Consider the following 25385-nt stretch of genomic DNA (forward strand, 5'->3'; position numbering starts at 1 on the left):
CGAACCGGATACCGACCACCGATCGCCAAGCTGCAGCAACCAGTCCCATCGGCATCGACCGACCTGGAAGTTCTCATGCGCCGCACCCACATCACTCCGCAGGTTCGTACCGAAGACCTCGAGCTGTCCCTGATCCGTGACATCTCGACGGCCGACAAATCCTCCCGCCGCGAAACGGTCGCACAGACATCGGGCGAACCGATCACCCGCTTCGACGGCACCAGCAACCCCTACGTCGACTACCACCGCAACGACGTACTGCTGAGCCTGCAGCACATGCGCAGCGGCGGCGCGGACGAGATGACCTTCATCATCGAAACCGAGGTCACCGAACTCCTGCTCAAGGCCGTGCACTTCGAGCTGGCAAACGTGGCTCACTCGGTACGCAACGACGATGTGCGGGCCGCCTTGGTGCGCCTTCCGCGCGTCACCCTGCTCATCGAGCAGATCCGCGACACCTGGCGGGTGCTGTCCACCATCACACCGCACGGGTTCAACGAGTTCCGCGACCATCTCGGGATCTCGTCCGGGCAACAGTCCTACATGTACCGCCACGTCGAACTCATCCTGGGAAACAAGAACGAAGCACTCACTCGGGCCCACGAGAACAACCCCGACGTCTGGCCGGCGCTCGAGGCGGCACTGCACGGACCGAGCCTGTGGGACGAGGTGTCCGCACTGCTCACCCGCCGTGGTCTGCTCGAGGACTCCGACGGCCAAGGCCGGGACTATGCGGCGCCATACCGGGAGCGGCCCGACGTGCAGCGCGCCTGGCGCGAGATCTACCAGCAAGCCGACATCGACAACGACCTCTACCTGCTCGGCGAGGCGCTCGTCACCGCGGCCATGGCATTCACCCAGTACCGGTGGAACCACTTCATCGGGGTGCAGCGCATCCTGGGGCTCAAGCCGGGCTCGGGCGGCTCGGCGGGAGTCGGGTGGCTGCGAGGCATCACGGAACACCGCTTCTTCCCCGAACTGTGGACCATCCGGACCGACCTCGGATGAAGCCGACCGGTGGCCGCCCGGCGCAGGGAGCGCGCGCGGCGACGTCCTCAGCGGAGTGCGATGAACATGCCGGGGCGCCCCGGCCGGGGGAACGGCACGCCTACGGCGCCGACCCCGCCCAGTACGGCGAGCTCTACCGCCCCCAAGGGCACCCAAGAGGCGTGGCCGTAGTGATCCACGGCGGATTCTGGAGAGCGAAGTACTCCGCCACCCTGGGCCGCCCACTGGCCCACGACCTTGCCGCGCACGGCTGGGCAGCCTGGAACCTCGAATACCGACGAGTCGGCAATCCCGGCGGATACCTCGCAACCCTGGACGACATATCGGCCGGGATCGACCACCTCGCCGTCCTCGACGACCTCGACCTGTCCACGGTGGTCACCATCGGCCACTCCGCAGGCGGACACCTTGCGGCATTCTCCGCCGGACGACAGCACTACCAGCGCTGGCCTGCCGGCAAGGTGCCGGTGACCGCAGTAATCGCACAAGCCGGTGTACTCGACCTCGTCGCGGCGCGGCGAGCCAATCTCGGCGACGGCGCCGTAGACGACTTTCTCGGCGGACCCGACATACCGGTCAGCGCCGCGATAGACCCTTACCAACAAATCCCGCTGCGCGCCCCCCTGTGGTGCATCCACGGGTGGGGCGACGACACCGTGCCGATCACCCAGTCCCAAAACTACGTACGACAAGCACGCCGGCAAGGAGCCCGGGCCAGTCTCCTCGCTCTCGACGGCGACCACTTCACGGTGATCGATCCGGAATCCCTGGCATGGAACCTCACCCGCCGGATCCTCGACTCACTGGGTGTGCAGCGCAGATGACCTGATGCTCGATACCGGCCGGTCCAGGACAGGCAAGGCCAGGTGGATGCCGGCGTGCCGGGCGACCTGCACGACACCGGGCGGGCCGGCGCCCGCAGTTCGAGGCCGCCCTCGCGCCGGCCCGAGCGATCGAGGCCCACGCCACCGCACTGCCGGGTGATCCTGGCGGTGTACGAGATGAAGCGGCTGGGGCGCGACGCGGCCGAACTGGCGGCCCTGGACGACCACTCGACCGCGCACGGTGTCTCCCCGGTGCGACGAGCCGATGCACGCCTCAGCCGGGTTTGAATAACCCCGTGCCCGGCGATGTGCAGGCCGGCGCAGACCAGGCGCGGCGCCGCGCGCTGTCGACGACGATGCGCGCGTGACGTTCGCCGTCCGCCGGCACGGTCGCGGCGGCGGCGAGTGTGCTCAGGTAGCCGGCCGACACCCGGTCCAGTTCGCCCGTGCCGGCGAGTTCGGCCTCCACGGTCGCCTCGTCGACGTCGACGCCGCGTGCGTACAGGTCCGGGATCGCCCCGTACACGAGGCTGTGGGCGGGACGGTAGAAGTCGTCGGGATGGACGAGTTCCACACAATCGGCGATGGCGGCGTCGGAGAGCATCATCGCGCCCAGCAGGCGCTGCTCGGCACGGATGTCCGTTGCGGCACCCGGCGTCGGTGCGTCGACGGCGGCTTCGCCGCCACAGACGTTCGGGTGGCCGGTGGGCGGTGTCGTCATCGAGACTCCTCGGGTGGGGACGCCGTTCTCCTGATCCGGTGCGGTGGACACGGCAGTGCCCGTGGCAACGCGTCCGGCGCATGGTGTTGTCCGGGAGAATCGGCCGGAAGGTGCGGGCCGCGAGGGTTGCGGCGGCACCGAGCATGACGCGGTTCCCGTCCCGCCGCAGGAGAATCGACCGGGTACACCCGGACGTGTCGGAGGCCGGTCCGGGTATCACGCGAACGACCAGTTCGGGATCCACGGTGGCGGCTGCGCCGCCGGCCGGGCGAGGTTCTGCGGCGGATCGGCAGCGCCGGCCGATCGCCGCTCTTCCTGGACCGGCTGCCGCTGCACGATCGGCGGGATCAGCGGCGGCAACGCTGCGGCGTCCACAGGGTGGCCCCGGTGGCGGGGTCGAACCCGGCCGCAGTCTCCGCTCTGGGCAGGTCCACAGACTTGGAGTCGCGGCGCCGGTGGACGATCACCCCGGAGGCGACGGTGGCGCTCTCCTCCATGCAGACCCGGTCCTGGCAGGGAATCCGTCGGCCGGGAGCGTCGCTGCCGGCGTCGCTGATCAACCCGGCGTCACGCCTGCCGGCACCGACGCGCCCGTCCACCCCGCGGCCTCGGGGCAGGGACCGCAGGGCTGCGGCGGGACCCGGCGACGGGGAGACGCCGGACCACCACGACGGGACGGGCACAACGACCCACCGGCCGCCGAATGACGCCCACGCCCCCGGAGACACCCGGCCGACCGCGTCGGCCCCCGCCGGTCGCGGTGACCCGGACACCGCAACACCCCTACCCCGGCCGTGCGTACCACCGGGCCGCCTACCTTCGTACACCCTTGGCTTCGACGCACCCGGCCGCCGCCGGTGCCCGATCTCCCACGTACACGATTTCGGTCCGCGTCCGGGTGGTGGCGCCGGGGCCTTCGGGCTCCCCGGCCGCGTGGAACCCGGCCGGGGACTCGAACGCCTCGACACCCGTGTCCGGTGCGGCCGGTTGGCGTTGGGCCGGGCGGCGTGGTGGCGGTTGGTGTGAGGGGGCGCGGGCCGGGTCTTTCTTCCCCGAGGACCCGGCGCCGCGCCCGAGGGGTCTTCTGCCCGGCGTCGAGGGGTTCATGGCTCGCCCGTTCCGGTGAACTCCGATCGGGCCGCGTTCTCGCCGAACGGGGGGAGATCGGTGGCCGTCACGGTGTCGGCCCGTGCCCGCACGCGCTCCGGGTCAGCCAGACGAGTTCGGGGCCCGGGGGTCAGACTGCGGCTCGGGCGGGGTATCGCGGGTCCCTGGGGAATCCGACCAGCCGCCCGGGCAACACGGGTCGGGGATCGGCCGGTTCACCGTCGGCCGGGGAACCGGCTACGGCCGTCGCGGGCGCCGGGTCCACGGCGGAGCCATCCGCCTTGGAGACCGGCTCGTCGTAGGTCACGTACGCCTTGAGACCGTATTTCCCCTTGATGGTCCCCTTCGCGGTGGTCACCACCCCGCCGCCGCGTCGTTCGTACCCGGAGATGTCGATCGCGTCGGGCCTCATCTTGTCGCTCTTGATTCTGAACGGCCACGATTCCGTCGTGTGGTTCCACTCCTCGATGTCGCTGAAGACTTCCCGGATGTCGACGAACCACAGGTGGTGCCACTCCCCGCCACCGCCGTCGTACTGGACCTTCTTGTTGAACCAGATGGCCACGCAGCCCTTGAGGAGGACGTTCGCGGTCCAGTCCATCGTCAGTTCCCGTTGCTGGACCACCATGGTCACGGTGATCTCGGAGCGCGGCGGCACCCGGACGGGCATGGTCAGTTCCCACATCTGCTCGTCGGTTTCGGTTTTCGAGTCGCTCTTGGACAGGCTCTGGGTGATGTTCACCGTGGAGCCGACATTGAGGAGGTCGCCGATCTTCACTCCGGCGGTGATCTCGATCCCCGTCTGCACCGTGCTGGTGACCGTGCTCGTGAACGACATGGCGGTCTTCTTCGCCCACTTCAAGCTGGGCACCTGTTCGGTGTTCGTCCGGTTGGGCACCACCTCGACGGCCACGGTGGCGGGCGAGTCCGTGAACTCCTGGTGCTCCTGGTCGAATTGGGCGTCGGTGACCTCCACCTTGATCTCGTTCTCGCGGTACTTCGCCGACGATGTGTCGGAGTGCTTGTCGTAGTCGGTGGTGGCCGTGAACCAGACGCTCGAGTCGTAGCGGGGGCCGGCGATCTTCTCGGCCCACTCCTGGGCGATCGTCCGCAAGTCCTGCATATGCCTCTCCCTTGACGCCTTGGTATGGGAACCCGTCCGTGACCGGCCGCGGCGCCGCCGCCCGACCGGCGGCGTTCGCAGCGAACGGCCGACCGTATGGACCGGCCCGCGTTCCGTGATGTTCGCCACCGGGTCCGCCCCGCGGGCGCGGCGCTTTCGAGGTCCCGGGTGCGCCCAACGCCTGCCCCATGACAGGGCACCTACCGCCGAACGGCCCAAGACCACCCGAATGGCCGAGCGCTCGTCCGCGCACGTCCTGCGTCCCCCGCGCACGCCCGGCGCGTCCACACGCGCGCGGCCCGGCCACGCGACAGCCCGGAGCCGCCCGCCGGGAATCGACGCCGACGCCGACGCGGTTCCTGGACGTGTGTCACGTCGCCCGGGGTCATGCGCCGGATCGTTGTCTGGCTCTCGTGTGGGGGACGGGGAGCGTTCATGGTGGACCGCGTGTGCCTTTCGGATGCGGATGGCGTGCGCGCATGCGTCGCGGTTGCCGGTGTGGGCCTGGCCGGGGGGATGGTGTTGCCGGTTCGACGTCGTGGTTCCGTGTTCCCGCCGTTTCAGGGCGTGGGTGTGAGCAGTCCCTTGTCGACGCGTTCGTGCCAGGTGTCGAGGAGGAACTCGGCCACGGTGACGGTGGCGTTGAGCGCGAGGCGCGCGTGGCGGGCGAGCGCGGACCTACAGCAACCCCACTGAGACGACACACCTCCACGGGATTCGCGACGATTCCGCTCCTGGCGAGAATCCGCGGGTTCTCGACACTTTCGCCACTCCCGGACGAGGCGACGCCGCTCCTACGCTTTCGGCATCCAACCCCGATGAAAGGGCGGACCCTCGTGTTCGAAAGCGTCGATGAGGCGAAGAACATCACCCGGCGCACGGCGTTGGAGCGCGGTGCCGGTGTCGCTGCCATCGGCGCGGCCTCCGCACTCGCCGCCGCGTTGTCGGGTCCGGCCGCCGCTGCCGAGGTTCCGGCGCAATCGCCGGGCAACTCGGGTTCGCCGGTCGCCACTCTGCCGACGGTCGTGGCCGGGGTGTGCATCCCCGACAGCGAACTGGCCCGGGCGGCCGTCGCGTTCGCGAGGAGGGTCTCCTCCGAGACGCTCTTCAACCATGTCATGCGGACGTACCTGTACGGCTCACTCCTGTTCGACCGACGCGGCGTTCGCTATGACCGTGAACTTGCCTTCGTGGCAGCGGTCCTGCACGACCTCGGGTTGGTGAAGGCCTATCAGACCCCGCACGAGCCCTTCGAAGTCGACGGCGCCGACGCCGCCCGGACGTTCCTGCGGGAACGGCGGATGCCGGCCGCACGAGTGGAAGTCGTCTGGGATGCCATCGCCCTGCACACCAACCTGGGTGTCGCGAGCCGAAAGAGGCCGGAGATCGGCATGGTCTCCGTCGGCTCCGGTCTCGATTTCACCGGGAACGGCATCCAGCAGCTCCCGTCCGACGCTCTCACCGAAGTCCTGGCCGTGTTCCCCAGGGCCGGGTTCAAACAGGACGCCCTGGACAACATCCTTTCGCTGTGCCGCACCAAGCCGATGTCGGTACTGATGCACCCCTTCGCCGAGGTCGGCCGCCGTCACCTCTCGGGCTTCCAGGTGCCCACCGTGGAGGATCTCCTGCTCGCCGCACCCTTCGAGGAGTGACGTGACGGGCGGCCACCCGCGCCGAGCGACCTACCGGACGCGGTCGCCTCAAGCCACAATCGCACCGCGGTCACAGGACGGGACTCCGAAGTTGGTGACCGCCGTACGCCGCCAAGGTGCCGGTGAAGCACGGCGGGGACGTCCGTGGAGCCTTTCGCTGGGAGACCGCGTCTTGTTGGTGACGGCCTACTGGCGAACGAACTTGTCGGCCGGCCCGTGCCCGGCAACCGGCACGACTCCCGCGGTGGGAGAAGTCCGGTGCAAAGCTCGCCGTTGGCCGCACCATGACCATCGCCGACGGCGGCACCAAGGCACCGGACCGGTCATCCCGCACCGCCGCCGGAAGGGAAGCGACCTTCCGCCCTGGTAAACGGCTTGGGATCCTCGTTCCGGTTTCCGACCCCCAAGCCCTCCTTCCGCCTCGCCCGCCAACGCATCGGCGTCCTGTTGGCCATGCTCAGAGACGGCACATAACCCGATCAGCCTTGACGAAAGACATCGAGGCATCCCCGGGCGCCCGCTCGGTACGCCACCATCGCGGGTCGCCGTCGTCGTGGAAGCCATCGGGCACGCCATCGCCCGAGGCGTGTCGTGTCGTGTTCGGGGACGCCGGCCGCGGCAAGACCGTCGCCGTCGAACGTGCCCCGCCCCCGACGCCCCCACGCAACCCGGTACGGCGGGCGGTCGTCCCGGCCCAACCGACTCTGCCACACCCGCACGGCGCGTTGGCTGTGGTCGTGGGCGACCGTCACGTGGGGCGTCGCAAGGCGCTCGCGAAACGCCTGCCAGGCATGGAAGCCGACCCTACAGAGGGCGAGTTCCGTGTCGCCCGGTGGAGGCAGTCCGGTGGTGTCCTGGGCGGGTGCGGCGCCCGTGGTGCCGGAATTGCACCCGGTGTATTCCGGGCGCACGCTGGAAGGAGGAGGGGGATTGACGAAGAGTGGGACCCGGAGAGGGGCGCGTGATCATGCCCTCGCTCAAGCATCTCGTCCGGGAGTCCTTCCGCGTCCGAGCGTTCTGGCCGCCGACACGAGCGCGTCGGGGACGGCGGATGGCGCGGCTGCTGTGGGCGGCGCGCAGTATCAAGGCACTCATCCTGGTAATCGCTGCCGTGCTCTTCGCGCTGACGGTGACGGGAGCCGTCGGATTCCTGTCCCGGAACATGTCCCCGGCCATGTGGGTTGCCGTCGGCGTCGCCGTGATCCTGCTGATGGTCGCTCGCCGCGACTCCCGACCGGTGCGGATCCTCCCCTTCAAGAACCTGGTCGACGAGGACGGCACCGGGCAGGCGGACCGGGTCGCGGCGGGGTTCGCCGAGCTCTTGGACGGCGAGATCGAGCGGATCGCGGAGCTGGTCCGGCAGGAGCCGTTCATGACGCCCGCCGACGTGCTCAACCCGGCCGGGGAGCGGGGCGCCATGGTTCGGCGGTCCTCGGCCAGGGCTCCGTTCCAGACCGGGGTGGCGGCCACCGGATTGCACGGTGACATCAGGACCACCGAGGTCGGCACCGTCACCCTGGGCCCGCTGCAACTTCAGGTGGGTACCGTGCTGACCTGGTTGGAGAGGGCCTTCGGACGAACGCTCCAGGGGTCGCTGGTGGAGGCGGATGGGGTGTTGCGGGTCGTCGCGTCCCAGTCCGGGCTGCGCGGCCGTACCTGGACGGCACAGGTGACGACCGAGGGCGACGCCCGCCGGGCCGGTGGGCGCCTCGCCCGGGAGCTGGCCCATCGCATCGAACTGGAGCGGTCCGGGGCTTCGGCGTCGGGTGCCGACGTCGACAGCTTCCAGCGTCTGGTCGACGGCCTGGACAGTCACAAGAGGTTCCAGCAGGAAGGCGTACTGCAACACCTCGACGACGCGGAGGACCACTTCCGCGCGGCCCTGGCCCACAGTCCGGAGTACGCCGCCGCCTACCACAACCTCGGTCTGGTCTACCGCGAGCAGCGGCGCGTCCGTACGGACATCGGTCTCAAGGTATCCGAGGCGGTGTGGGACGGGCCGATGCTCATGTGGCAGAAGGCGGTCGCCCTCGACCCGACGATGGCTCCCGCCCGCGTCCAACTCGTCAGAGCCTTCATCGAGGAGACCGACCGTCCGGACGTCGACGCGGACAAGCGGTCGGACGACCTCCTGGAACAGGCGGTCCAGTCGGCCCGTAGCGCGCTCAAGCAGCCCTCCGACACACACCCGATGGAGAGTTCCCTTGCCTCGTACTGGCTCGGGGTCGCGCTCCTGAAGCAGGGCGTTCATCAGCGGCGCACGAATGGCGAGCGGACACCGAACCGCTCGGTGCGCGAGGCGCTGCGGTGCTTCCGCCGCACGGAACAGGATCTGCTCGACGAGCGGGCCCGAAGGCTGGTGCGCGAGGGGGACACGAGGGCGGTGCGGCCGCTGACCGAGCGGATCGCCCACGTCGCCGGCCTGGAGGCCGAGTGCTGGTTCGAGCTCGCGGACGACGCGGAAGGCGCGCTCCGGCGGCACTGTGTCAAGGAGGCCGAGCGCCACATCCGGACGGCGATCGGCTGGGCCCCCGACGTGCCGGAGCTGCACGTGCTACAGGGCCGGGTCCTCCTGAAGTACGGCGCCAAGGACCGTGCGCGGCTCGCGTATCTGGAGGCCGTGCAGCGCGACCCTCGGAACCATCACGTCATGGCCGGCGACATCGATGTGGTCACCGCCATCACCGAGACGGACGGCGAGGCCCGGGAGGCCATCAATCTGTTCGTCCTGGCGGCGCACCAGCGCCCCGACGACGCTGTGGCCTGGCTCCTGCTCGCGTTGGTCGCACCCGACGCGCCCGCCGCCCGGTCGCTCGCGGGCAAGGCGCTGGCCCTGGAACCGGACAGTGCGGAGGTGCGCCGGATCGTCGACGAGCAGCGGCTGTCGCCGGAGAGCACCACCCCTGGTGCCCGCCGGGAGGAGCGCTTCAGTGGGCGCTGGGCGCAAGCGTGGTTCGATGCCCGCAAGGCGCAACGAACAGGCAATGAGGCACATCTGCGGGAGGCACTGGACGCCATCGAGGAGCTGCGTGGCGAGGACGGCGGAACGCGGCCCGAAGTATCCTTCGTCGCCCGGGAGATCGGACTGCTGCACGCGTCGATGGCGTCGATGATCCGTCCCTCCGACGAAGAGCGCGACCACTGGCGGGAAGCGGTCGATCACCTCACGAAGGCCGTCGCACACGAGGCGCCCGCCAAGGTGGAGAAACCCCCGCGATGGTACGTGGAACTCGCCGATGCACGCGCCGCCCTCGCGGACTCCCAGTCCGACGCGGAGTACAAGGACGACGCCGAGGAAAACTACGGACGGGCCGTCGGGAGCTACGACGAGGCCATCGGCACGTCACCCAAGACCCTCTGCCCCCAATACCGCACCGGACGCCAGGGCCTGGAGCGATTCACGGAGCTGTCCGCCGAACCGTCGGACCTGCCCACGCGTGCGCGTGCGATGGCGGGGCGAGCAGCGGTGTACGCGCGTCAGGGCCGGGTCGGCGATGCCGTACGGGACTGCCGTGACGCCCTGAAACTGGCCCCGCTGTACGCCTATCCGCGTTTCACGCTGGCTCTGCTGTACCGGGACCGGCGGGCCCAGTACGACCTGGCGAAGCAGACGCTGCTCCGGCTGATCGAGCTCCTGCCCGCCGGGCCGGAACGGGACCGCGCCCGGCTGGAGCTGGCGCGTACCTACCGCAAACAGGCCGAGACGTCGCCGGACGGCGACGGCGAAAGGCTCCTCGACCGGGCCCGGGAGCAGCTGGTCAAGGCCACGCGCGAAGCCTCGCTGAGCGCGGACCTGGAGGCGTGGATGCAGGAGGAGCTGGCCACTGTGCTGGATCTCCTGGGCCGACCGGACGAAGCCATCGTCGCCCTGCGCGCCATCGGTGGCACGAATGGGCAGCCGGACACCCCGCGGCACCACGAGCGGATCGCCCACCTGATGGCGGGAAGCGAGCAACCGCGGGAGGTGGAGCAGGAGTTGATCGAGGCTCGGGATGCCTGCGCGGCCCGACTGGCGGAGGCCCGCGGCGCGGACGAGGAGCACAAGCTGCACGCCGCGCTGGTCAACCTGACGGCGAGTCTCGCGATGTTCTACGCGGAGCATGGCATCCACCTTGACGCGGCACACAAGCTTGCGGACGAGTCCCTGGCGGGCGCGCCGGACATCCGGGAAGACCCCGGCGGGCGCGCGGTGTGCGAGGACGTCTGCGGGTGGGTCGCCTACCGGGAGGGCCGGATCGGCGAGGCCGTCGATTTGTTGGAGAGGGCCGTGGAGGATTCCGGGGGCGGCGCTCGGGAATGGGCACACCTCGCGTGCGCACTGGAAGCGTGCTCCCCCCGACTCCGAAACCGTCGCCAGGACGTCGACCGCGCCCGGGACATCTGGCAGCACATCGTCGAGCAATTCCCCCGCAGCCCCGTCGCCGAGCAGGCCAGGCACCATCTCGCCCTGTTGCCCGAACACCGGCACCCACCCAAGCCGCTGGTGTCCCGCGGCCGATGAGGCCGCCGAACCCCACCGCCGCCGGCCCCACTGCGCCGCCGCCCACCTGCCGCATCGCCCGCGGCCCTCCGGGCCGCCCCTCTCTCGGTGACCTCGTCCTCCTCCCGGCCCCACGCGCCCGCCCGGTACCCCCTCCCTGACCCGTGACGCTGGGGGGTGGTGGGTGGTCCGGCCTGGGGGCGTCTCGGTTTCGTTGAAGGTGCTCGGGGGGTCGAACATGGCCACTGTGTGTGAAGGCGCCGGCCGATTTTTCGCCGGTCACGGGGTTCTGCCTGGCCCCAGGGGCAGGCGTGCCCACTGCTTGGATGCGCATGGGCGGGTGATTTGCGGGTGATGGTGGATTTCGGCAAGGTGTCGAGGCGGATGCCGTCGAAGTCGGTTTTGGTGACGCGTTCGGGGCCGTCCAGGATCGCGGTGATGGCGCCTTGGCGTGCGAGGCTGCGAAGCGCACACCGACGACCGACGCTTTCGGCTGAGAACTCGGCGACCCGGCGACGTCATCTGCCGGCGCTCGTCGGCACCGTCCAACGAACCCGGGACGGTCCGACACTTCCGCACAGCATCCGCGAATCGACCGAGATGCCGCATCTGTTCGGCGATGTCCATCGCCTGGGCGGTTGCCCTTCGCGGTGGCGGTGGCCTGGCCTTCGAGGGTCTTCTCGCGGATGTAGTTGCGGTCGAGCTGAGCGGCCACGGCAAGGACGGCAAAGAACATCGCGCCCATGCCGTTCGGGTCATGGACGCCGGTGAGCGGGCCGCTGAGGAGTTCGAGTCGGACGCCGGCTTTCTGGAGCTGGGTGGAGAGCGTCATCAACTCGGCCGCGTTGCGGGCGAGGCGCTTGAGCTCGTGGACAGTGAGGATGACCTCTTGCTCAGGGGCGGCCTCGTTGATGTCGTACGCCGGCTTCAGAGCCTTCTCCAGTTCAGGCCGAACCTTGATCCGGGTGCTGATCTTCTCGGCGAAGATCCGCTTGCACTGGGCGAGCGCAAGGGCGTCGAGCTGGGACTGGAGTTCCCGCTGGGCGGTCGAGCAGCGGGCGTACCCGATCCGGATCGGGCGCGTGGCGGCGACCGGTAGGGACGGGTCGACGGGAGCGCGGGGCGCCCACATCCGGCCGGGGCCGCGGTGGTCGTGCACGGGGATCTCCAGTTCCTCGCGCACTGCGGGCACGAGGATGAACCGCGCGGTGTGGTACTTCGTCGCGGCCTTCCCGCCGCGGGGGCGGCAGGCGCTGCCTCCCGGGGCGTCGCACTTCGGGCAGTCGTTGCGTTCTACCGCGATTGCGGCTTGGTCGGGCGTCAGATCCACTCGGGCAGTCGCTCGGAACTGCTTTGCAGAACGCGGGAGTTCTGAGAGGTTTTCTGCGAGATCCGACCAGGGCAAACCGGATGCGATCCCAGGGTCTCGCAGACCTCTCGCAACTGTTCATTCATGAGAATCGCCATGCGCGATCGCCGCCGCAATCCGGGTGCCGGTCGCTGCCGGGCGGGACAGGTCGCGGTGATCGCGGATTAGGGTCGCGGGCCTGGCTGCGTCGTTGACCGGTCGGGTTCTGTCAAGGCGGCGCGTGCGGCGGTGAGGATCTCCTCGGACAGGGGCGAGCCCGTGGTGGCCCGGGCGAGGAGGAGTGCGCCGAGCATGGTGGACAGCCGTATGAGGCCGTCTTGGTCTTCGGTGGCGAGCCAGTCGGCGTAGTCGCGGATCCCGGCGGTGTAGATGCGGCGGGCCTCGCGGTCGCCCTGCTCACGCGCGATGTCGGCGGCGAGACCGGCGGCGGGGCAGCCTTCGGCCGCGTTGTCGCGGTGCTCGGTCGACAGGTATGCGTCGACGAACGCCTGCCGGGCGGCGTCGGGGTGTCCCGCGTGCTGCTTTCGGGCGGTGGCGTAGCGGGCGGCGAGTTCGCCGAAGGCGTGGGCGGTGGCCTCGTCAACGAGGGCCTCTTTGGAGGCGAACTGCTTGTAGAAGCCGCCGTGAGTCAGGCCCGCGGCCTTCATCAGGTCGGCGACGCTGACGTGCGTGCCCTGTTCCCGGAACAGCCGGGAGGCGGTTTCCACGACCCTTTGGCGGTTCTCCTCGGCTTGCGCCTGCGATACGCGACCCATGGCCACCTCCCCATTTTGGATGCCGGTTGACATCTATCCTAGCCCCGATTTAGATTTTGACCATAATCTATTGAGGAGGAATCATGCGTTACACCACCTTCGGACGCCGGACCGGACTGCGCGTGTCGGAGTACGCGCTCGGGACGGGGAACTTCGGCACCCGCTGGGGCCACGGCGCGGAGCCGGACGAGGCGCGGCGCGTGTTCGACCGGTTCGCCGAAGCGGGCGGAACCTTCCTCGACACGGCGGACACCTACCAGTTCGGCGAGTCGGAAGAGCTGGTGGGCAAGTTCGTCGCCGCCGAGCGGGACCACTTCGTGCTGGCCACCAAGTTCACCAACGGGGCGGCGCCGCAGCCGGGCGTCTCCAGCACGGGCAACAGCCGCAAGAGCATGGCCGCGTCCGTGGAGGCGAGCCTGAAGCGCCTCGGCACCGACTACATCGACCTGCTCTGGGTGCACTTCCCCGACGACCTGACTCCGATGGAGGAGATCCTGCGCGGGCTCGATGACCTGGTGAGCGCCGGAAAGATCCACCACGCCGCCCTGTCCAACTTCCCCGCGTGGCGCGTCTCGCGCGCCGCCACACTCGCGGAGTGGAGGAACTGGGCGCCGGTGGCGGGCATCCAGGTCGAGTACAGCCTCGCCGAGCGGACCGCCGACCGCGAGCTGCTGCCGATGGCCGAGGCCCTCGGGCTCGGCGCGGCGCTGTGGTCCCCACTCGGCGGCGGGCTACTCACCGGAAAGTACCGCCGCTCCGACGAGGGCCGGCTGACCGGCCTGGGAGCGGTCATCCACACCGAGAGCACCGACCGGAAGACCGCCGTCGTCGACGCTGTCCTGGCTGTCGCCGAGGAGACCGGCGCGGCCCCGGCCCAGGTGGCGGTCGCCTGGCTCCGCGAGCGTGCCGCCCGCGCGTCGACCCCGTTCGTCCCGATCATCGGGCCGCGCAACCTCGCCCAGCTCGACAGCTACCTGGGCGCTCTCGACGTCGAGCTGACCCCCGAGCAGTTCGCCCGACTGTCCGACGTGAGCGCCGAATCTCCCGGGGTTCCCCACGAGGCGATCGCGGCCGCCCGGGACGCTGTCCGCGGAGGCGCCGCCTACCGCCTGAGCCCCGCAGCCCCGCCGGTGGCATAACGCCGAGGGTGCGGCTCTCGCGAAAGCCCAATAACAGCAGATAGCACCGCAAAACGGTGTCTACTACTCACAGCGAGTCCACGATGAACGAAACCCCCGTCCCACCACACGACAGGAAACGGAGACGACGATGAGGGCCGTGATGGTCGAGCGCTACGGCGGCGAGGCAGGCGTGCGCGTTCGCGAGGCGCCGGACCCGCACGTGGGCGCGGACGATGTGCTGGTCAGGGTCCACGCAGCCGGCGTCAACCCGCTGGACATGAAGATCCGGGACGGGGAGTTGAAGGCGATCCTGCCGTACCGGGTCCCGTTCATCCTCGGCAACGACCTGGCCGGGGTGGTTGTCGACATCGGGACGGCCGTCACCCGGTTCGCGGTGGGCGACGAGGTGTACGCGCGTCCCGACAAGGACCGCATCGGCACGTTCGCCGAACTCATCGCCGTGCACCAGGACGACCTGGCGGCCAAACCCGCCACGCTGACCATGCCGGAGGCCGCGTCGCTGCCCCTGGTCGCCCTCACCGCATGGCAGGCCCTGGTCGAACGCGCACACGTACGGCCCGGCCGGAAGGTCCTCATCCACGCGGGCTCCGGCGGCCTGGGCACCATCGCCATCCAACTGGCGAAACACCTGGGCGCGCACGTGGCCACGACCGCGGGCACCGCCAACGTCGACCTGGTCGAGAGCCTGGGCGCGGACATCGTCGTCGACTACAAGAAGCAGGACTTCGCGACCGTCCTGCACGACTACGACGTCGTCCTGGACAGCCTCGGCGGCGAGACGCTCACCAAGTCTCTGCAGGTGCTCAAGCCCGGCGGGAAGATCGTCAGCGTCGCCGGGCCTCCCGACGCCGCGTTCGCCCGGGAGCTGGGCGCGAACCCGGTCATCCGCCTGGCGACGACCGCGCTGAGCTTTCGCACCCGACGACGCGCCCGGCGGCACGGGGTCACGTACTCATTCTTGTTCATGCGGGCCGACGGGGACCAACTGCGCCGAATCACCGCGCTCGTCGACGCCGGAGACATCCGCCCCGTCGTCGACCGCGTCTTCCCGTTCGAACAGGCTGAGGAAGCACTGGCGTACGTCCGACAAGGACGCGCCAAGGCCGGAAAGGTCGTCATCACGATGACCTGAACAGGCCGGCGCCCGACGCCCCGGCCCTTGCCCCCGAACCGCGAACCGCGAACCGCGAACCGAAAGAACCGCCACCGCACCGGAAAGTCCCGGCCATGACCACACCGGACAAGCCCCCTTCCCGCCCGCCCTCGTCGTACAAGGACACGCCGGCCCGCTCGGTGTCCGTCCGCGGCGTGGACTTCGCCTACCGGCGACTCGGCCCTGAGGACGGCGTACCGCTGATCCTCCTGAACCACCTGGCCGCGGTCCTGGACAACTGGGACCCGCGCGTTGTCGACGGCATCGCCGCCCGCCGAACCGTCATCGCGTTCGACAACCGCGGGGTCGGCGCCTCCGGCGGCACCACGCCGAACACCGTGCAGGACATGGCCCGCGACGCGGTGCTGTTCATCCGCGCCCTCGGCTTCGACCGGGTCGATCTGCTCGGCTTCTCGATGGGCGGCTTCATCGCCCAGGTCATCGCCGCCGAAGAACCGTGCCTGGTCCGCAAGATCATCCTTGCGGGCACCGGCCCCGCCGGAGGTCCCGGCATCGACAAGGTCACGCCGCTGACCCTGCGGGCCATGCTGAAGGGCGCGCTGACCCGCAAGGACCCGAAGCAGTACCTCTTCTTCACCGACACCGAGGGCGGCCGACGGGCCGGACGCGCCTTCCTGGCACGACTGAAGGAACGCACGGACAACCGCGACAAGGCCATCTCGCCGCGCTCGTTCCGCGCCCATCTCAAGGCCATCAAACGATGGGGCCTCCAGACGCCGACAGACCTGTCGGGTATCACCCACCCGGTCCTGGTCGCCAACGGCGAGAGCGATCGGATGGTTCCGAGTCGCAACTCCCTCGACCTGGCCGCACGGCTGCCGCGCGGCGAACTCGTCCCCCTCTACCCGGACGCCGGACACGGAGGGATCTTCCAGTGCCACGACGACTTCGTGGCCAAGGCGCTGGAATTCCTCGAAGCCCCGCACCAAGCCGAGCAGCCGGGCAGCCACTGACGATCGCGTCCAGCGAGCACGGATGCAGGTTTTCGGGCGCCGTCCGCGTCTTCCCGGTTCTCCGAGGGGACCTCGACCGGCCCGGACCGCCAGGCGTGGTCACGGTGTTCGCGCCACAAGCACACGGTCGCCCGGGGCGTGCCGTCCGTTTCGCAGAAGGCCGCATCCCGCAGACACGGTCGGAAGACCTCGGGCACGGTGTCGATCAGGCCCGGCCACACGGCCGGTGGATCGTGTCGGTACGGGCTCATCGGCGACTCGTGGTCGAATCCACGGGCGACCCCCGCGCCGGGGAGAAGACATAGCCCAATCGCTCATACAGGGCACGAGCTCGCGGGTTGTCCTCCTCCACCGCGAGTTCGGCCCTGTGCAGGCCGCGGCTTTCGATCCTTTGTTCGGCGGATCGGATCAGCAACGTTCCCAGGCCACAGGACCGAAGTGTCGGGTGCACGGCGAGTTGCCAAAGGGTTCCGGCTCTTTCGTGAACCCGATAGTCGATACCGCCGATCGCCACCGGCAGATCGCCTCGGGCGCACACGGCCAGGTAGTCCACCTCCCCGGCCGCCGCACGCACCAACTCCCGTTCCACGTGCGGCAGGTGGGCGGCGGAGCCCGACCAGGCGCACTCGGGCAGATCCCGGAGCTGAAGGTCCCGCACACTGACGGGTACAACGACGGTGGGGCCGGCAGTGTCGTGTGTGGTGGTCACAGCCGTGAGGATCACCGGCCGAAGTGCCGGCAGGGCAACGTATTTCTCCCTCCGGAGATCGTGCCGGGCCATCCGGGGCGCGGCGCGGCGGGCCGTCGCTTCCCGCGAACGGCGACGTGTCCTGGTCGGGAACTCGCCGCGCCACGAGGGGGGATCGCGTCCCGTCGCAGGCGCACGGTTGTCGTAGCGACCGACGACGAGGCGACGAGACGAGGAAGCGAGGCGACGAGGAAGCGAGGCGACGAGGAAGCGAGGCGACGAGGAAGCGAGGAAGCGAGGAGACGACGAGACGAGGAGGCGACCCGCTCTCGATGCCGACCGCATGCGATGGACGAGGTCTTACGCGGAGGTCGAGCGCGCGGCGATCCCGGTTACGTTCGCGCGTAGGAGATTGTGGTCCGACAGGCCGTCGACGTCTTCGACCATCACGTCGTGCACATCGCCGCCGCGTACGACCACGTGGTCGATGTGCTGCGACCCGGTGCTCTGCCCGTCCGGTCGTGTCTGCGGCGCGCCCGGCGGGAGTTCGGCAACGGTGAACCCCGGGCCAAGACCGTCCGCCACGGTGACGCGGTCGGCGTTGAAGTCTCCGAGCAGGATCACGGGGTCTGTCGAGTCCGCGGTCAGTTCCGTCAGGCGCGCCAGTTGCCGAGGTCGTCGCCGACCGAAGCTCACGTGCGTGGCGACGACGAGCGCCCCGTGGGTTCGTACGGCGAGCAGTCCCTTCCCGGAGTCGTCGTCGAAGGGTTCGGCGGCCAACTGCCGGGCCGGGCCGTGCACCAAAAGCACGAGGTACTCGCTCGGGTCGTCGAGTGGGCTCGTCCCGTGGCGTGGTGCCGGGACTCGTGGATAGCGCATCGCGTGGACCGTGTGGTCGGGCAAAGCGCGGCGGAGGCCGGTCAGTTGGTCGCCGCTTACTTCCTGTAGAGCGATGACCGGTTCGGTGCGTTCGGCCAACCGCGCCGTGATCGCGGCGATCCGTAGCGATTCGTTCGGCCACCTCTCGGCCGTGTCTTCGCCCCAGTTCTCCGCGTGAACGCGGTGTAGGACATTCCAGGTTGCCACCGTGATCAAAAGCTCTCCTCGTCTCGTGCCACGAGTGGCACTGGATGGGTGGCAAAGGTACGCGGCCACAAGCCGACCCCTTCGACGACCGAATCATCGCGTGTTTCGCCATGCCGGCGGGTCGCCGGTCGGTTGCCCTCGGCGCGCCCATGACGTCGACTGGCTCTATGCGCCTCCTCGCGCGGCCGGCTCGCCTGTGCGCCCGCGCCCACGAGCGTGACTCCGCGACCGTCCCGTCCCGTCCCCTCTGGGGCGCCGCGACGAGGCCGAGGCGGTGGCGCGATCGACGGTCGATCACGCCGCGTCCCATACCGCGACCTGGCGGGAGTTGCCGGTCTCGCACGCGAACCTGGCCGTGTGCCTGAGCGAGGACGGGCGGTACGACGACGCCCTCGCGCAGATCGGGGCGGCCCGAGCGGTGTACGTGCGTACGGGGCCCGCCGACCGCGACGGCAGCGTGGCGCCGATCGCGAACGGCGTGGCGGGCGTCCTGGTCGGCCGCGCCGGATTCGCCGACGCGGAGGTCGAGGCCGACGCCGCGTCGACCGTCTGAGCGCGCGAACTCGGACCATTTCACCACCGCACCCTGGACGCGGGCACCCTCCTGGGCACGACACTCGCTCGCCGGCCCGCCCATCGAGCCGAGGGCCGGGATCGGCTGCGGACGGTGGAAGCGGCCTGGCGAACCCACTTCGGTCCGGAGCATCCGCGTACCGTCGGCGTCCGGGCGACCCTTGCCGAACTCCCGGACGACCCGACGTAAACCATCCCGTGGAGCGGAAACCAAGCGTGGTCGCCGTTCACCGGGTGCCCGTGTCCGGCTGCGGTCCGCGCGCCGTTGCGCGGATCGGGATACCTCCTTCACCGCTCCATCACGCCGAACGGCCTTGTGCGCTCCGGCCTTTCTCCGAGTCGGCGTCGCGGGTCCGACGGGCTCGACGGTCCTCGGCCGTCACGGGGTGGACGGCGTTCCGCGGGGCCTTCCGGGTGGTGGTCTCGGGGGCGTGTCCCAGGGCGATCACGGTCGCGACCAGCCAGGTGGCGGGTTGATCGGGGTCGAACTCCCCTGCGGCCTGCCCTCGATCAGCCTGATCAGTCGGGGCGTGACGGGCTCGTGGCGGGCCCGGTCGGCTTCGGCGTGTTCGGGGGCGGTGCCGAGTCGGAGCAGGACGGGATGCCGTTCGAACAGCAGCCGGCCGATCTCCTGGAGCCGCAGAAGTGCCTCGACGGCGGAGCCGTCCTCGACCTCGGCCGCGTCCATCATCGCCATGGCTTCCCGGGTGACACGGTCGCCGACGGATTCCACGAGCGCGTCGCGGGTCGTTCGGCAACGTCCCCATCAACGGCAGGATCAAGCAGTGGGCCGTCAGCACGGCTCCCTCCCACCACGCGGAGATCCTGGCGCGCTGGGAAGCCTTCACCTACGCCCGCACGGCTACCGCCTTCGTCGCCTTCTTCCTGCTCATCCTCCTCGCCCTGCGTCCGCACCAACGGCACCCGATTCGAAGGCAGCGGCGTAGGCCCATGGCCCACGGAGGTTGGTGACGGGTCGTACGGCGGGACGATCGCGGCGGTGAACGAGGACATGGGCTCGTCGGAGGGGGTGGCAAGCCGCGGAACCGCGTGAGGCCGTTGAGGCGGCGGTCGGCGAGGTTGAGCCGCTTGTATGCCTTGGGGGCGTACAGGGGTGGCCGGCCGCCGCGTTTTCCTTTGCGGAGAGGGTTGTTCACCTGATCACGGCGTTCGGGGATCGTGTGCGGATGCCTCGTCGACGCGGGTGCAGCCCGGTGATCGTTCTCGTTGTACACACGGATCCTCCGGCTCTCGCTGACATCACCGGCTCCCGGCACTACAGGCGCAGAGTTCTTCTTCCAGCCGAGCACGATTCCCCCCAGCCGCCGTGTTTCCGGGTGTCAGTGGGCGCTGTAGAGCCTGGCCAGTTCATCGAACGCGGTCTTTGATTCCCAGCGGTTTTCGACGACCTTGACCACGCCGAAGCTCGCCATGTCCAAGTCGTGGCGAGGATCAGGAGAGTAGGGGTTTCGGCGCCATGAACTCGAACACGTAGGCGCCCGGCCCGGCGTCGACAGCGGTGAACGACCGGGCCGTCACCGCTGGAGGACACTTTCTCCTGGCTGTTCGGCTTCCGTCGGCTCATCACCGCGATCCCCGGGGCCGAACGGCACGAGCTCTCCGGCGGCCATGTGCTCGCCGATGCCGACCTTGCGGCCATCCACGACTGGCCGGCCCACACGGAGTGCCGGTAGGGGTACGTACTGCCTGCACCGATGTCGCCGCCTGCGGTCCGCACCGGCCACCCAACAGTCGCCGGCCGGACTACGATCCAGATTCAAGCCTGCCGAATCCTTGGAGAAGACGCATGGGTGATGTGAGCACCGGCACCGAGACCGAGACCGGCACCAGCGCCAACAAAGTGGTCGTGAACAGGGCGATGTCGTTGGACGGCTTCATCGCCGGTCCCGGCCACGCGATGGACTGGATCTTCGGGTACCTGTCCGACGACATGTTCCCGGAGGTCATGGCGGCCACGGGAGCCATGCTTGTCGGGCGGGGCACGTACGACGTCGCCAAGGGCATGTCCGACGAGAACACCGCCTACGACGGCGGACCACAGTTCGTCCTGACGCACAAACCTCCCACCGAGCCGGACCCCACCGTCACCTTCCTCACCTGTGACATCGAGGAGGCCGTCGCCACGGCCCGCAGTGCCGCGGGCAGCGGGAACCTGGAGATCCTCGGTGCCGACATCGCCGCCCAGTGCCTGCAGCGCGGACTCGTCGACGAGCTCCTGGTGTACGTCCTGCCGGTCCTGCTCGGCGACGGTGTCCGCTTCTCACCCCCGGGCCTCGGCAGGATCGACCTGGAACCTTTCAGCACCATCAGGTCGGGCGCCGTGACGATGCTCCGCTTCCGCGTCCGCAAGGAGACAACCGATTCCGGGAGTTGACACCAACACCGCGGCCGGCTGCTCCCCACTGGAGCCCGACGCGCGGCACCTCTCCAACGCCGCGTCCGATGTGATCGACAAGTGGCAGCACCCACAGCAGGTTCGGCGGTCGAAGGGGCTGCTCCGGTACGAAGTTCTCGCGGAGTCGCGCCTGTTGGAGGACGAGGAGGACGAAGAGGACGAGGACGCGGACCTGATGGACAAGCCGGGCCGCCTCTTCGGATCACCTCTCACTCGGAGAGCCCGAAAGAAATGGGGGCCTTGGGTGTCCGATGCCGAACCAGGTGTGGCGCGGCGAAGGCGCTGTCCCTCGGACCTTGATGGGCGCCCGAGTCGTCATCGACGCACGGACGACAAGGCGCCGTCCAACGTGCTCGCTGCGACCCGCTGGGCGTGATCGACGTTGCCCGGTGTGGTGGGTCGGCGACCGGAAACCCGATTCCGGGGCGCTCCCGGCGCACTGTCCGCCGGTTGCCCGTCTGCGGGGAACCGCGGCAGCAAGGGGCGGCATCACGGGTCGAGTTCACGGGGTGGTGATCGTGGGTCGAGTGTGTGCCGGGTCGGCATCGCCCGGTGGAGATCGAGCCTGCTGTCGGAAGACTGCGGGGCGGCCGTGACAGCATGGGGTCATGCCCAGTCCGAGTCCCGACGGTGATTACGCGATCACCGCGATGTACTCCGTGCCCGATGACGCCTGGTACCTGGAACTGGACCTGGTCGCCGAGCAGCGCACCCTGGTGACCGCGATTATTCCGGACGAGGATCCGGCACGGGAGCCGACGGTGTGTTTCCCCGCCGGGCGGCATCTGGACGTCCCGTACCCGGTCTTGCGCTGGTTCATGGACGGGGTCGAGGAGGAGATCCGGACATCCCGCGCCTGGATGCGGCTGCGTCCCGAGCTCGTCGAGGTCGTTCATCAGCTGCGTCGGGAGCACTTGGGCAGCGTCGATGACGACGACTTCCCTCGTCTCCTGGCGCAGGTACGTGCCCGGGTCTCCGAGGCAGACGTCTCCGCCGTTCTCGCGGCCGCCGTCGGGCGGAACCCCGATGGAACCTTCGTTGACCGTTGACAGGCGGTTCGTCTCACGGATGGTCGAGGAGACGGTCCCTGGCGCGCGGCATCCATGAGTTGGGCGTCGGGCGGCGACCTCGATGAGCGGCCCGGCGTTGGCCGAACGGGAGGGTTTGGACGCAACGAGGTGCCCGAGTCCGGCTTGCCGGGGGCGGAATCGACCTCGCCGAGCCGCCGGCCATCACGACCGACCCGAGGATTCCCCCGACCCGGGCTCAAGCCGCCATGCGTCGCACGGTGCATCGGATGGGGGGAGCGCTCGGCCGACCGGACTGTCGGCGATTTTGCCGTCACCCGGCCGATGAACTTCAGATCGCGAGCCACCCGGGGCCGCCGTAACCGGGCGAGACCGCGTTCGCCTCGAATCCGGCCGCGATCTCGTCGCCGAGGGCGTGGAGTTCGGGGCCCAGGATCACCTCGACGTGGTTCGCCGGTGCTCCGGTTGTGGTGACACGTCGTTACCGCCGAACGTGGGTCGGAGTCGTTCTTGGCCGAGTCGCGCCTGACTTCAGCGCTCGTGGGCGCGGTTGGGTACCGTCGGGGCACGAGGGGCGCTGGGGGGTGTCCCGAACTCGGGGGAGTTGAACGACCATGCCTGCCTTGGACGAACGGAACGGTGCGGGCTCTGCGGCGAGTCGGCCGGAGTGGTGGTGGTGCGTTCCGTTGGCGGTGACGCTCATCGGACTGCCGGCCCTGCTCTTCGCCGACTGGCACATTCTGGCGGACCTGTGGTTCGGAAACTGCGAGCACGACGACAACTCTTGCGACGGCCCGTACACCGACGCCGGGAAGCTCAGAGCCAAAGCGGTCACATGGTTCCTGGCGGCCGGCCAGATTGCGGCGTTCGCCGCCATTTGGGGTACCGCGAAGAGCCGCAAGGCGAAGGTACGGGCGCGGCAGGCGCTCGCCCACGGCGCTCTCGTTGCGGCCCCGGCGGTGGCCGGGGCGGTGGCTTGGATCTGGTGATGTGGCCGATTGTCGGTTGTGGGTTTCAGTTGTGTCATCGACCTGCTGGACGACCTGCGCCACCTTCGCCGTCCGCGATGACTCGGGCTCCGGGTCCGGCCGGAGCCGGACCGAAGACGACGTTGACCGGGGTGCTTCGGCGTCCCGGGCAACGTGCGTGAGCGGCAGCGCCGGGCCCGAGTGCGGGGCGTGCCTGCGTGGCTTCGCCGGTACTGATGGGTGTGGTTGTTGTCGGGGTTGCGGGCCGCCCGCCGGCGGGCGGCCCGGTTGGGTGTGGTCGGGGTGTGGTCGGGGTGTGTTCAGGGGGCGAGTACGACCGTTTTGCCGGGCAGCCGTCCGGCGCCGGCGTCCTCGTGCACGGCGGCCAGGTCGGCGGCCGGGCGGTGAGCGGCGATGTGGAGGCGGAGCGCGCCGGCGTCGACCTTGGCGGCCGGATGGGCGAGTTGGGCTGCGTCGCTGCGGACCCACAGGCTCGCACTGCGCACTCCCCGGGCGGGGTCCTCGGGGATGGGGCCTGCCGTGCCGGCGGCGACCCCGCCGTCGGCGACGTAGGTCGTCAGCTGCGCGAGCTCTCCCGGGGAGATGCGCACATGGTTGATCACGGCGTGGAACGGACCGCCCACGGCGGCCGGCCCCGCGGCGAGGGCGAGGGGCCGACGACCCGGTCCGCGCCGTAGGCCCGGAGGCGGTCGGCGTGTTGCGGCGCGTCCACCGCGGTCACGTGTGCTCCGGCGTCGACGGCGAGTTGCACGACGAGGCTGCCCACCGCGCCGCCGGCCCCGTTGATCAGGACGCTGTGGCCGGGCTTGAGTTCGGCGAGTCCGAACGCCGTCTACCAGGCCGCGAGGCCGGTCAGTGGCAGTGCCGCGGCGTCGATCAGCTCGATGGTCCGGGGCGCCGGGGCGAGGGATGCGGCCCGCCGGTGAACAGGTCGCCCGTCCGATGCCTGAGTCGAGGCGGCGGTGAAGGACGTCAACCACTCCCGCCCCGGCCACACCATCGAGCAGACCGGCGACGGCACGTGGGGGGTACGCCTGGCGCTGTCCGCGGTGCGCGGCATCACCGACGAGGAATGCGCCCGCATCGACGCCGGCCGCCCCTACACCTCCCTGTCCGACCTGTGGCAACGCGCCCGCCCCGCCCTGCCCACTGCCGAACACCTCGCCCGCATCGGCGCCCTCGACTCCCTCCACGACGGACGCCTCACCCGCCGGGACCTGCTCCTGCAATTGCCCGAACTCCACCGCCGCACCCGCAGGGTCGGCGACGGCCAACTCCCCCTCGCCGACACCCGACTCGACGCCACCGCCCCCAGCGGCCTGCCGGAAATGACCACCCGTGAAGCCGTCGGCGCGGAACTCCACGTCCTGGGCATCGACCTCTCCCGCCACCTGATGGAACACCACCACCGACTCCTCCGCGAGATCGGCGCCGTCGACGCCACCCACCTCGCCGAACAACCGGCAGGCCGACAGGTCCTGGTCGCCGGCGTCCGCGCCTCCACCCAGACCCCACCCATCGCCTCCGGCAAACGCGTCATCTTCGTCACCCTCGAGGACGGCTCCGGCCTCGTCGACCTCGCCTTCTTCGAGGACTCCCACCCCGCCTGCGCCCACACCGTCTTCCACTCCGGGCTCCTCCTGGTCCGAGGGAAGGTCCAGGTCCGCGGCCGCCGGCGCACCGTCGTCGGCACCATGGCCTGGGACCTCGACGAGATCGCCACCCTCCGCCGCGACCACGGACCCCAGGCCGCCCTCGACCTCCTCGGCGCCCCCACCGCGCACCCCACCCCCGCCCAACCACGGCGCATCCTCGTCCACGGCACCGGAGCACTCCAACACCCCTACGCCGACCTCCAACCCCCCGGCCAACGCTCCGCCGACCTCACCCGCTACGGCCACCGCAGCCCCGGAAGCCCCGGCTGACAACACGGTGGCGTTCCTCCTCGTCCCCGAAACACCTCCTGGCGTACGCCCCGCACCAGCGTCGAGCGCTGTCGAGCGGCTACGCATCGCCCGCCCTGTCGCCGCAACTCGTCGAGGACGGTGCGCAGGGCGTCGGGGACAGGGTCCTCGACCCGGCACAGCCATCCCAGGGCGGGGACGCGGTCCGACGACCGGACGGGGGTAGCCGGGCGCCGGACCGCGCGCATGCCGGCCACACGGGGAAACAGCCGACACCCCCATGCCACCACCTGTTCACGGCGAGTGCATGGCACGCGACCGTAGGTGTCCGACATCTTCACGTCGACGTACACGCCCGTTCACCTTCGCGCGCGCCGTCGCGCAGTCCGCCCC

The 25385-nt window shown here is 70.0% G+C and carries 21 protein-coding genes and 4 pseudogenes; 14 read left to right on the plus strand and 11 right to left on the minus strand.

Features of this window, described 5'->3' with window-relative positions:
* Window positions 1-75: 75 nt before the first annotated feature.
* Genes ACZOOI_RS31445 through ACZOOI_RS31455 form a run of 3 tightly spaced genes read left to right on the plus strand, consistent with a single transcriptional unit; the run spans window position 76 to window position 2120 of the window.
* Window positions 76-1008 carry a tryptophan 2,3-dioxygenase gene (locus ACZOOI_RS31445; RefSeq protein WP_465282946.1) on the plus strand — a complete coding sequence of 311 codons (933 nt, stop codon included), beginning with the start codon at window positions 76-78 and terminating at the stop codon, window positions 1006-1008.
* Window positions 1005-1832, plus strand: a complete 828-nt coding sequence (locus ACZOOI_RS31450; protein ID WP_465282947.1) for an alpha/beta hydrolase family protein — start codon at window positions 1005-1007, stop codon at window positions 1830-1832. The genes ACZOOI_RS31445 and ACZOOI_RS31450 overlap by 4 nt, the downstream gene beginning before the upstream one ends.
* Window positions 1833-1874: 42 nt before the next feature.
* Window positions 1875-2120 carry a hypothetical protein gene (locus tag ACZOOI_RS31455; protein ID WP_465282948.1) on the plus strand — a complete coding sequence of 82 codons (246 nt, stop codon included), beginning with the start codon at window positions 1875-1877 and terminating at the stop codon, window positions 2118-2120.
* Here ACZOOI_RS31455 and ACZOOI_RS31460 read toward each other — a convergent pair.
* From ACZOOI_RS31460 to ACZOOI_RS31475, 4 genes are all read right to left on the minus strand, one after another.
* Complete coding sequence (locus tag ACZOOI_RS31460) at window positions 2107-2553, minus strand: DnaB-like helicase N-terminal domain-containing protein (RefSeq protein WP_465282949.1); 447 nt, start codon at window positions 2551-2553, stop codon at window positions 2107-2109. The two genes, ACZOOI_RS31455 and ACZOOI_RS31460, sit on opposite strands and share 14 nt — an antisense overlap.
* A gap of 347 nt (window positions 2554-2900) precedes the next feature.
* Entirely contained in the window at window positions 2901-3050 is a 150-nt protein-coding gene (locus ACZOOI_RS31465) for a hypothetical protein (protein ID WP_465282950.1), read from the minus strand.
* A 740-nt stretch (window positions 3051-3790) separates the two neighbouring features.
* Window positions 3791-4783: an ETX/MTX2 family pore-forming toxin gene (locus ACZOOI_RS31470; RefSeq protein WP_465282951.1), complete on the minus strand. Its 993-nt coding sequence runs from the start codon at window positions 4781-4783 to the stop codon at window positions 3791-3793.
* Window positions 4784-5343: 560 nt separating this feature from the next.
* Window positions 5344-5487 (minus strand): hypothetical protein, encoded by a 144-nt coding sequence (locus ACZOOI_RS31475; protein ID WP_465282952.1) that lies wholly within the window; start codon window positions 5485-5487, stop codon window positions 5344-5346.
* A gap of 114 nt (window positions 5488-5601) precedes the next feature.
* Between ACZOOI_RS31475 and ACZOOI_RS31480 the strand changes: the two genes are divergently transcribed.
* The 3 genes and pseudogenes from ACZOOI_RS31480 (at window position 5602) to ACZOOI_RS31490 (ending at window position 10936) form a co-directional block, all read left to right on the plus strand.
* A complete protein-coding gene (locus ACZOOI_RS31480; protein WP_465282953.1) occupies window positions 5602-6435 on the plus strand; it encodes an HD domain-containing protein in 834 nt (277 codons plus the stop codon).
* A 58-nt stretch (window positions 6436-6493) separates the two neighbouring features.
* Window positions 6494-6802: pseudogene (locus ACZOOI_RS31485) on the plus strand (IS5/IS1182 family transposase); the annotation flags it as partial.
* A gap of 684 nt (window positions 6803-7486) precedes the next feature.
* Window positions 7487-10936, plus strand: a complete 3450-nt coding sequence (locus tag ACZOOI_RS31490; protein ID WP_465282954.1) for a tetratricopeptide repeat protein — start codon at window positions 7487-7489, stop codon at window positions 10934-10936.
* 676 nt (window positions 10937-11612) lie between these two features.
* Here the strand turns inward: ACZOOI_RS31490 and ACZOOI_RS31495 are convergent.
* A pseudogene (locus ACZOOI_RS31495) lies at window positions 11613-12047 on the minus strand (recombinase family protein); the annotation flags it as partial.
* 401 nt (window positions 12048-12448) lie between these two features.
* Window positions 12449-13039, minus strand: a complete 591-nt coding sequence (locus ACZOOI_RS31500; RefSeq protein WP_465282955.1) for a TetR/AcrR family transcriptional regulator — start codon at window positions 13037-13039, stop codon at window positions 12449-12451.
* 83 nt (window positions 13040-13122) lie between these two features.
* On the opposite strand from ACZOOI_RS31500, the gene ACZOOI_RS31505 reads away from it, so the two are divergent.
* The 3 genes from ACZOOI_RS31505 to ACZOOI_RS31515 all read left to right on the plus strand — a co-directional run bounded on the left by ACZOOI_RS31505 (window position 13123) and on the right by ACZOOI_RS31515 (window position 16308).
* Entirely contained in the window at window positions 13123-14178 is a 1056-nt protein-coding gene (locus tag ACZOOI_RS31505; protein ID WP_465282956.1) for an aldo/keto reductase, read from the plus strand.
* Window positions 14179-14308: 130 nt separating this feature from the next.
* On the plus strand, window positions 14309-15313 hold the full coding sequence (locus ACZOOI_RS31510; RefSeq protein ID WP_465282957.1) for an NADP-dependent oxidoreductase: 1005 nt from the start codon (window positions 14309-14311) through the stop codon (window positions 15311-15313).
* Between the two features lie 95 nt (window positions 15314-15408).
* Window positions 15409-16308 (plus strand): alpha/beta fold hydrolase, encoded by a 900-nt coding sequence (locus ACZOOI_RS31515; protein WP_465282958.1) that lies wholly within the window; start codon window positions 15409-15411, stop codon window positions 16306-16308.
* Between the two features lie 298 nt (window positions 16309-16606).
* Here the strand turns inward: ACZOOI_RS31515 and ACZOOI_RS31520 are convergent.
* Together ACZOOI_RS31520 and ACZOOI_RS31525 are read right to left on the minus strand one after the other, a co-directional pair.
* Window positions 16607-17089, minus strand: a pseudogene (locus ACZOOI_RS31520) (GNAT family N-acetyltransferase); the annotation flags it as partial.
* 267 nt (window positions 17090-17356) lie between these two features.
* A complete protein-coding gene (locus ACZOOI_RS31525) occupies window positions 17357-18151 on the minus strand; it encodes an endonuclease/exonuclease/phosphatase family protein (protein WP_465282959.1) in 795 nt (264 codons plus the stop codon).
* Between the two features lie 205 nt (window positions 18152-18356).
* Here ACZOOI_RS31525 and ACZOOI_RS31530 point away from each other — a divergent pair, with 205 nt between their 5' ends.
* Window positions 18357-18635, plus strand: coding sequence for a hypothetical protein (locus ACZOOI_RS31530; protein WP_465282960.1), 279 nt, complete (start codon window positions 18357-18359; stop codon window positions 18633-18635).
* A 465-nt stretch (window positions 18636-19100) separates the two neighbouring features.
* Here the strand turns inward: ACZOOI_RS31530 and ACZOOI_RS31535 are convergent, their stop codons facing one another.
* The gene (locus tag ACZOOI_RS31535) at window positions 19101-19352 is read right to left on the minus strand and encodes a hypothetical protein (RefSeq protein WP_465282961.1); all 252 of its coding nucleotides are present in this window, start codon (window positions 19350-19352) and stop codon (window positions 19101-19103) included.
* A gap of 1110 nt (window positions 19353-20462) precedes the next feature.
* On the opposite strand from ACZOOI_RS31535, the gene ACZOOI_RS31540 reads away from it, so the two are divergent.
* From ACZOOI_RS31540 to ACZOOI_RS31550, 3 genes are all read left to right on the plus strand, one after another.
* Window positions 20463-21050 (plus strand): dihydrofolate reductase family protein, encoded by a 588-nt coding sequence (locus ACZOOI_RS31540; RefSeq protein ID WP_465282962.1) that lies wholly within the window; start codon window positions 20463-20465, stop codon window positions 21048-21050.
* Window positions 21051-21679: 629 nt separating this feature from the next.
* The gene (locus ACZOOI_RS31545; RefSeq protein WP_465282963.1) at window positions 21680-22120 is read left to right on the plus strand and encodes a hypothetical protein; all 441 of its coding nucleotides are present in this window, start codon (window positions 21680-21682) and stop codon (window positions 22118-22120) included.
* A 665-nt stretch (window positions 22121-22785) separates the two neighbouring features.
* Entirely contained in the window at window positions 22786-23088 is a 303-nt protein-coding gene (locus ACZOOI_RS31550; RefSeq protein WP_465282964.1) for a hypothetical protein, read from the plus strand.
* A gap of 299 nt (window positions 23089-23387) precedes the next feature.
* Here ACZOOI_RS31550 and ACZOOI_RS31555 read toward each other — a convergent pair whose 3' ends face one another.
* Together ACZOOI_RS31555 and ACZOOI_RS31560 are read right to left on the minus strand one after the other, a co-directional pair.
* Window positions 23388-23690 (minus strand): zinc-binding dehydrogenase, encoded by a 303-nt coding sequence (locus ACZOOI_RS31555; RefSeq protein ID WP_465282965.1) that lies wholly within the window; start codon window positions 23688-23690, stop codon window positions 23388-23390.
* Window positions 23687-23854, minus strand: a complete 168-nt coding sequence (locus tag ACZOOI_RS31560) for a hypothetical protein (RefSeq protein WP_465282966.1) — start codon at window positions 23852-23854, stop codon at window positions 23687-23689. Before ACZOOI_RS31560 ends, ACZOOI_RS31555 begins: the two co-directional genes overlap by 4 nt.
* Window positions 23855-24056: 202 nt before the next feature.
* Here ACZOOI_RS31560 and ACZOOI_RS31565 point away from each other — a divergent pair.
* A pseudogene (locus ACZOOI_RS31565) lies at window positions 24057-25013 on the plus strand (helix-hairpin-helix domain-containing protein); the annotation flags it as partial.
* Window positions 25014-25385: the final 372 nt, after the last annotated feature.

Source organism: Embleya sp. L77 (assembly GCF_055557415.1).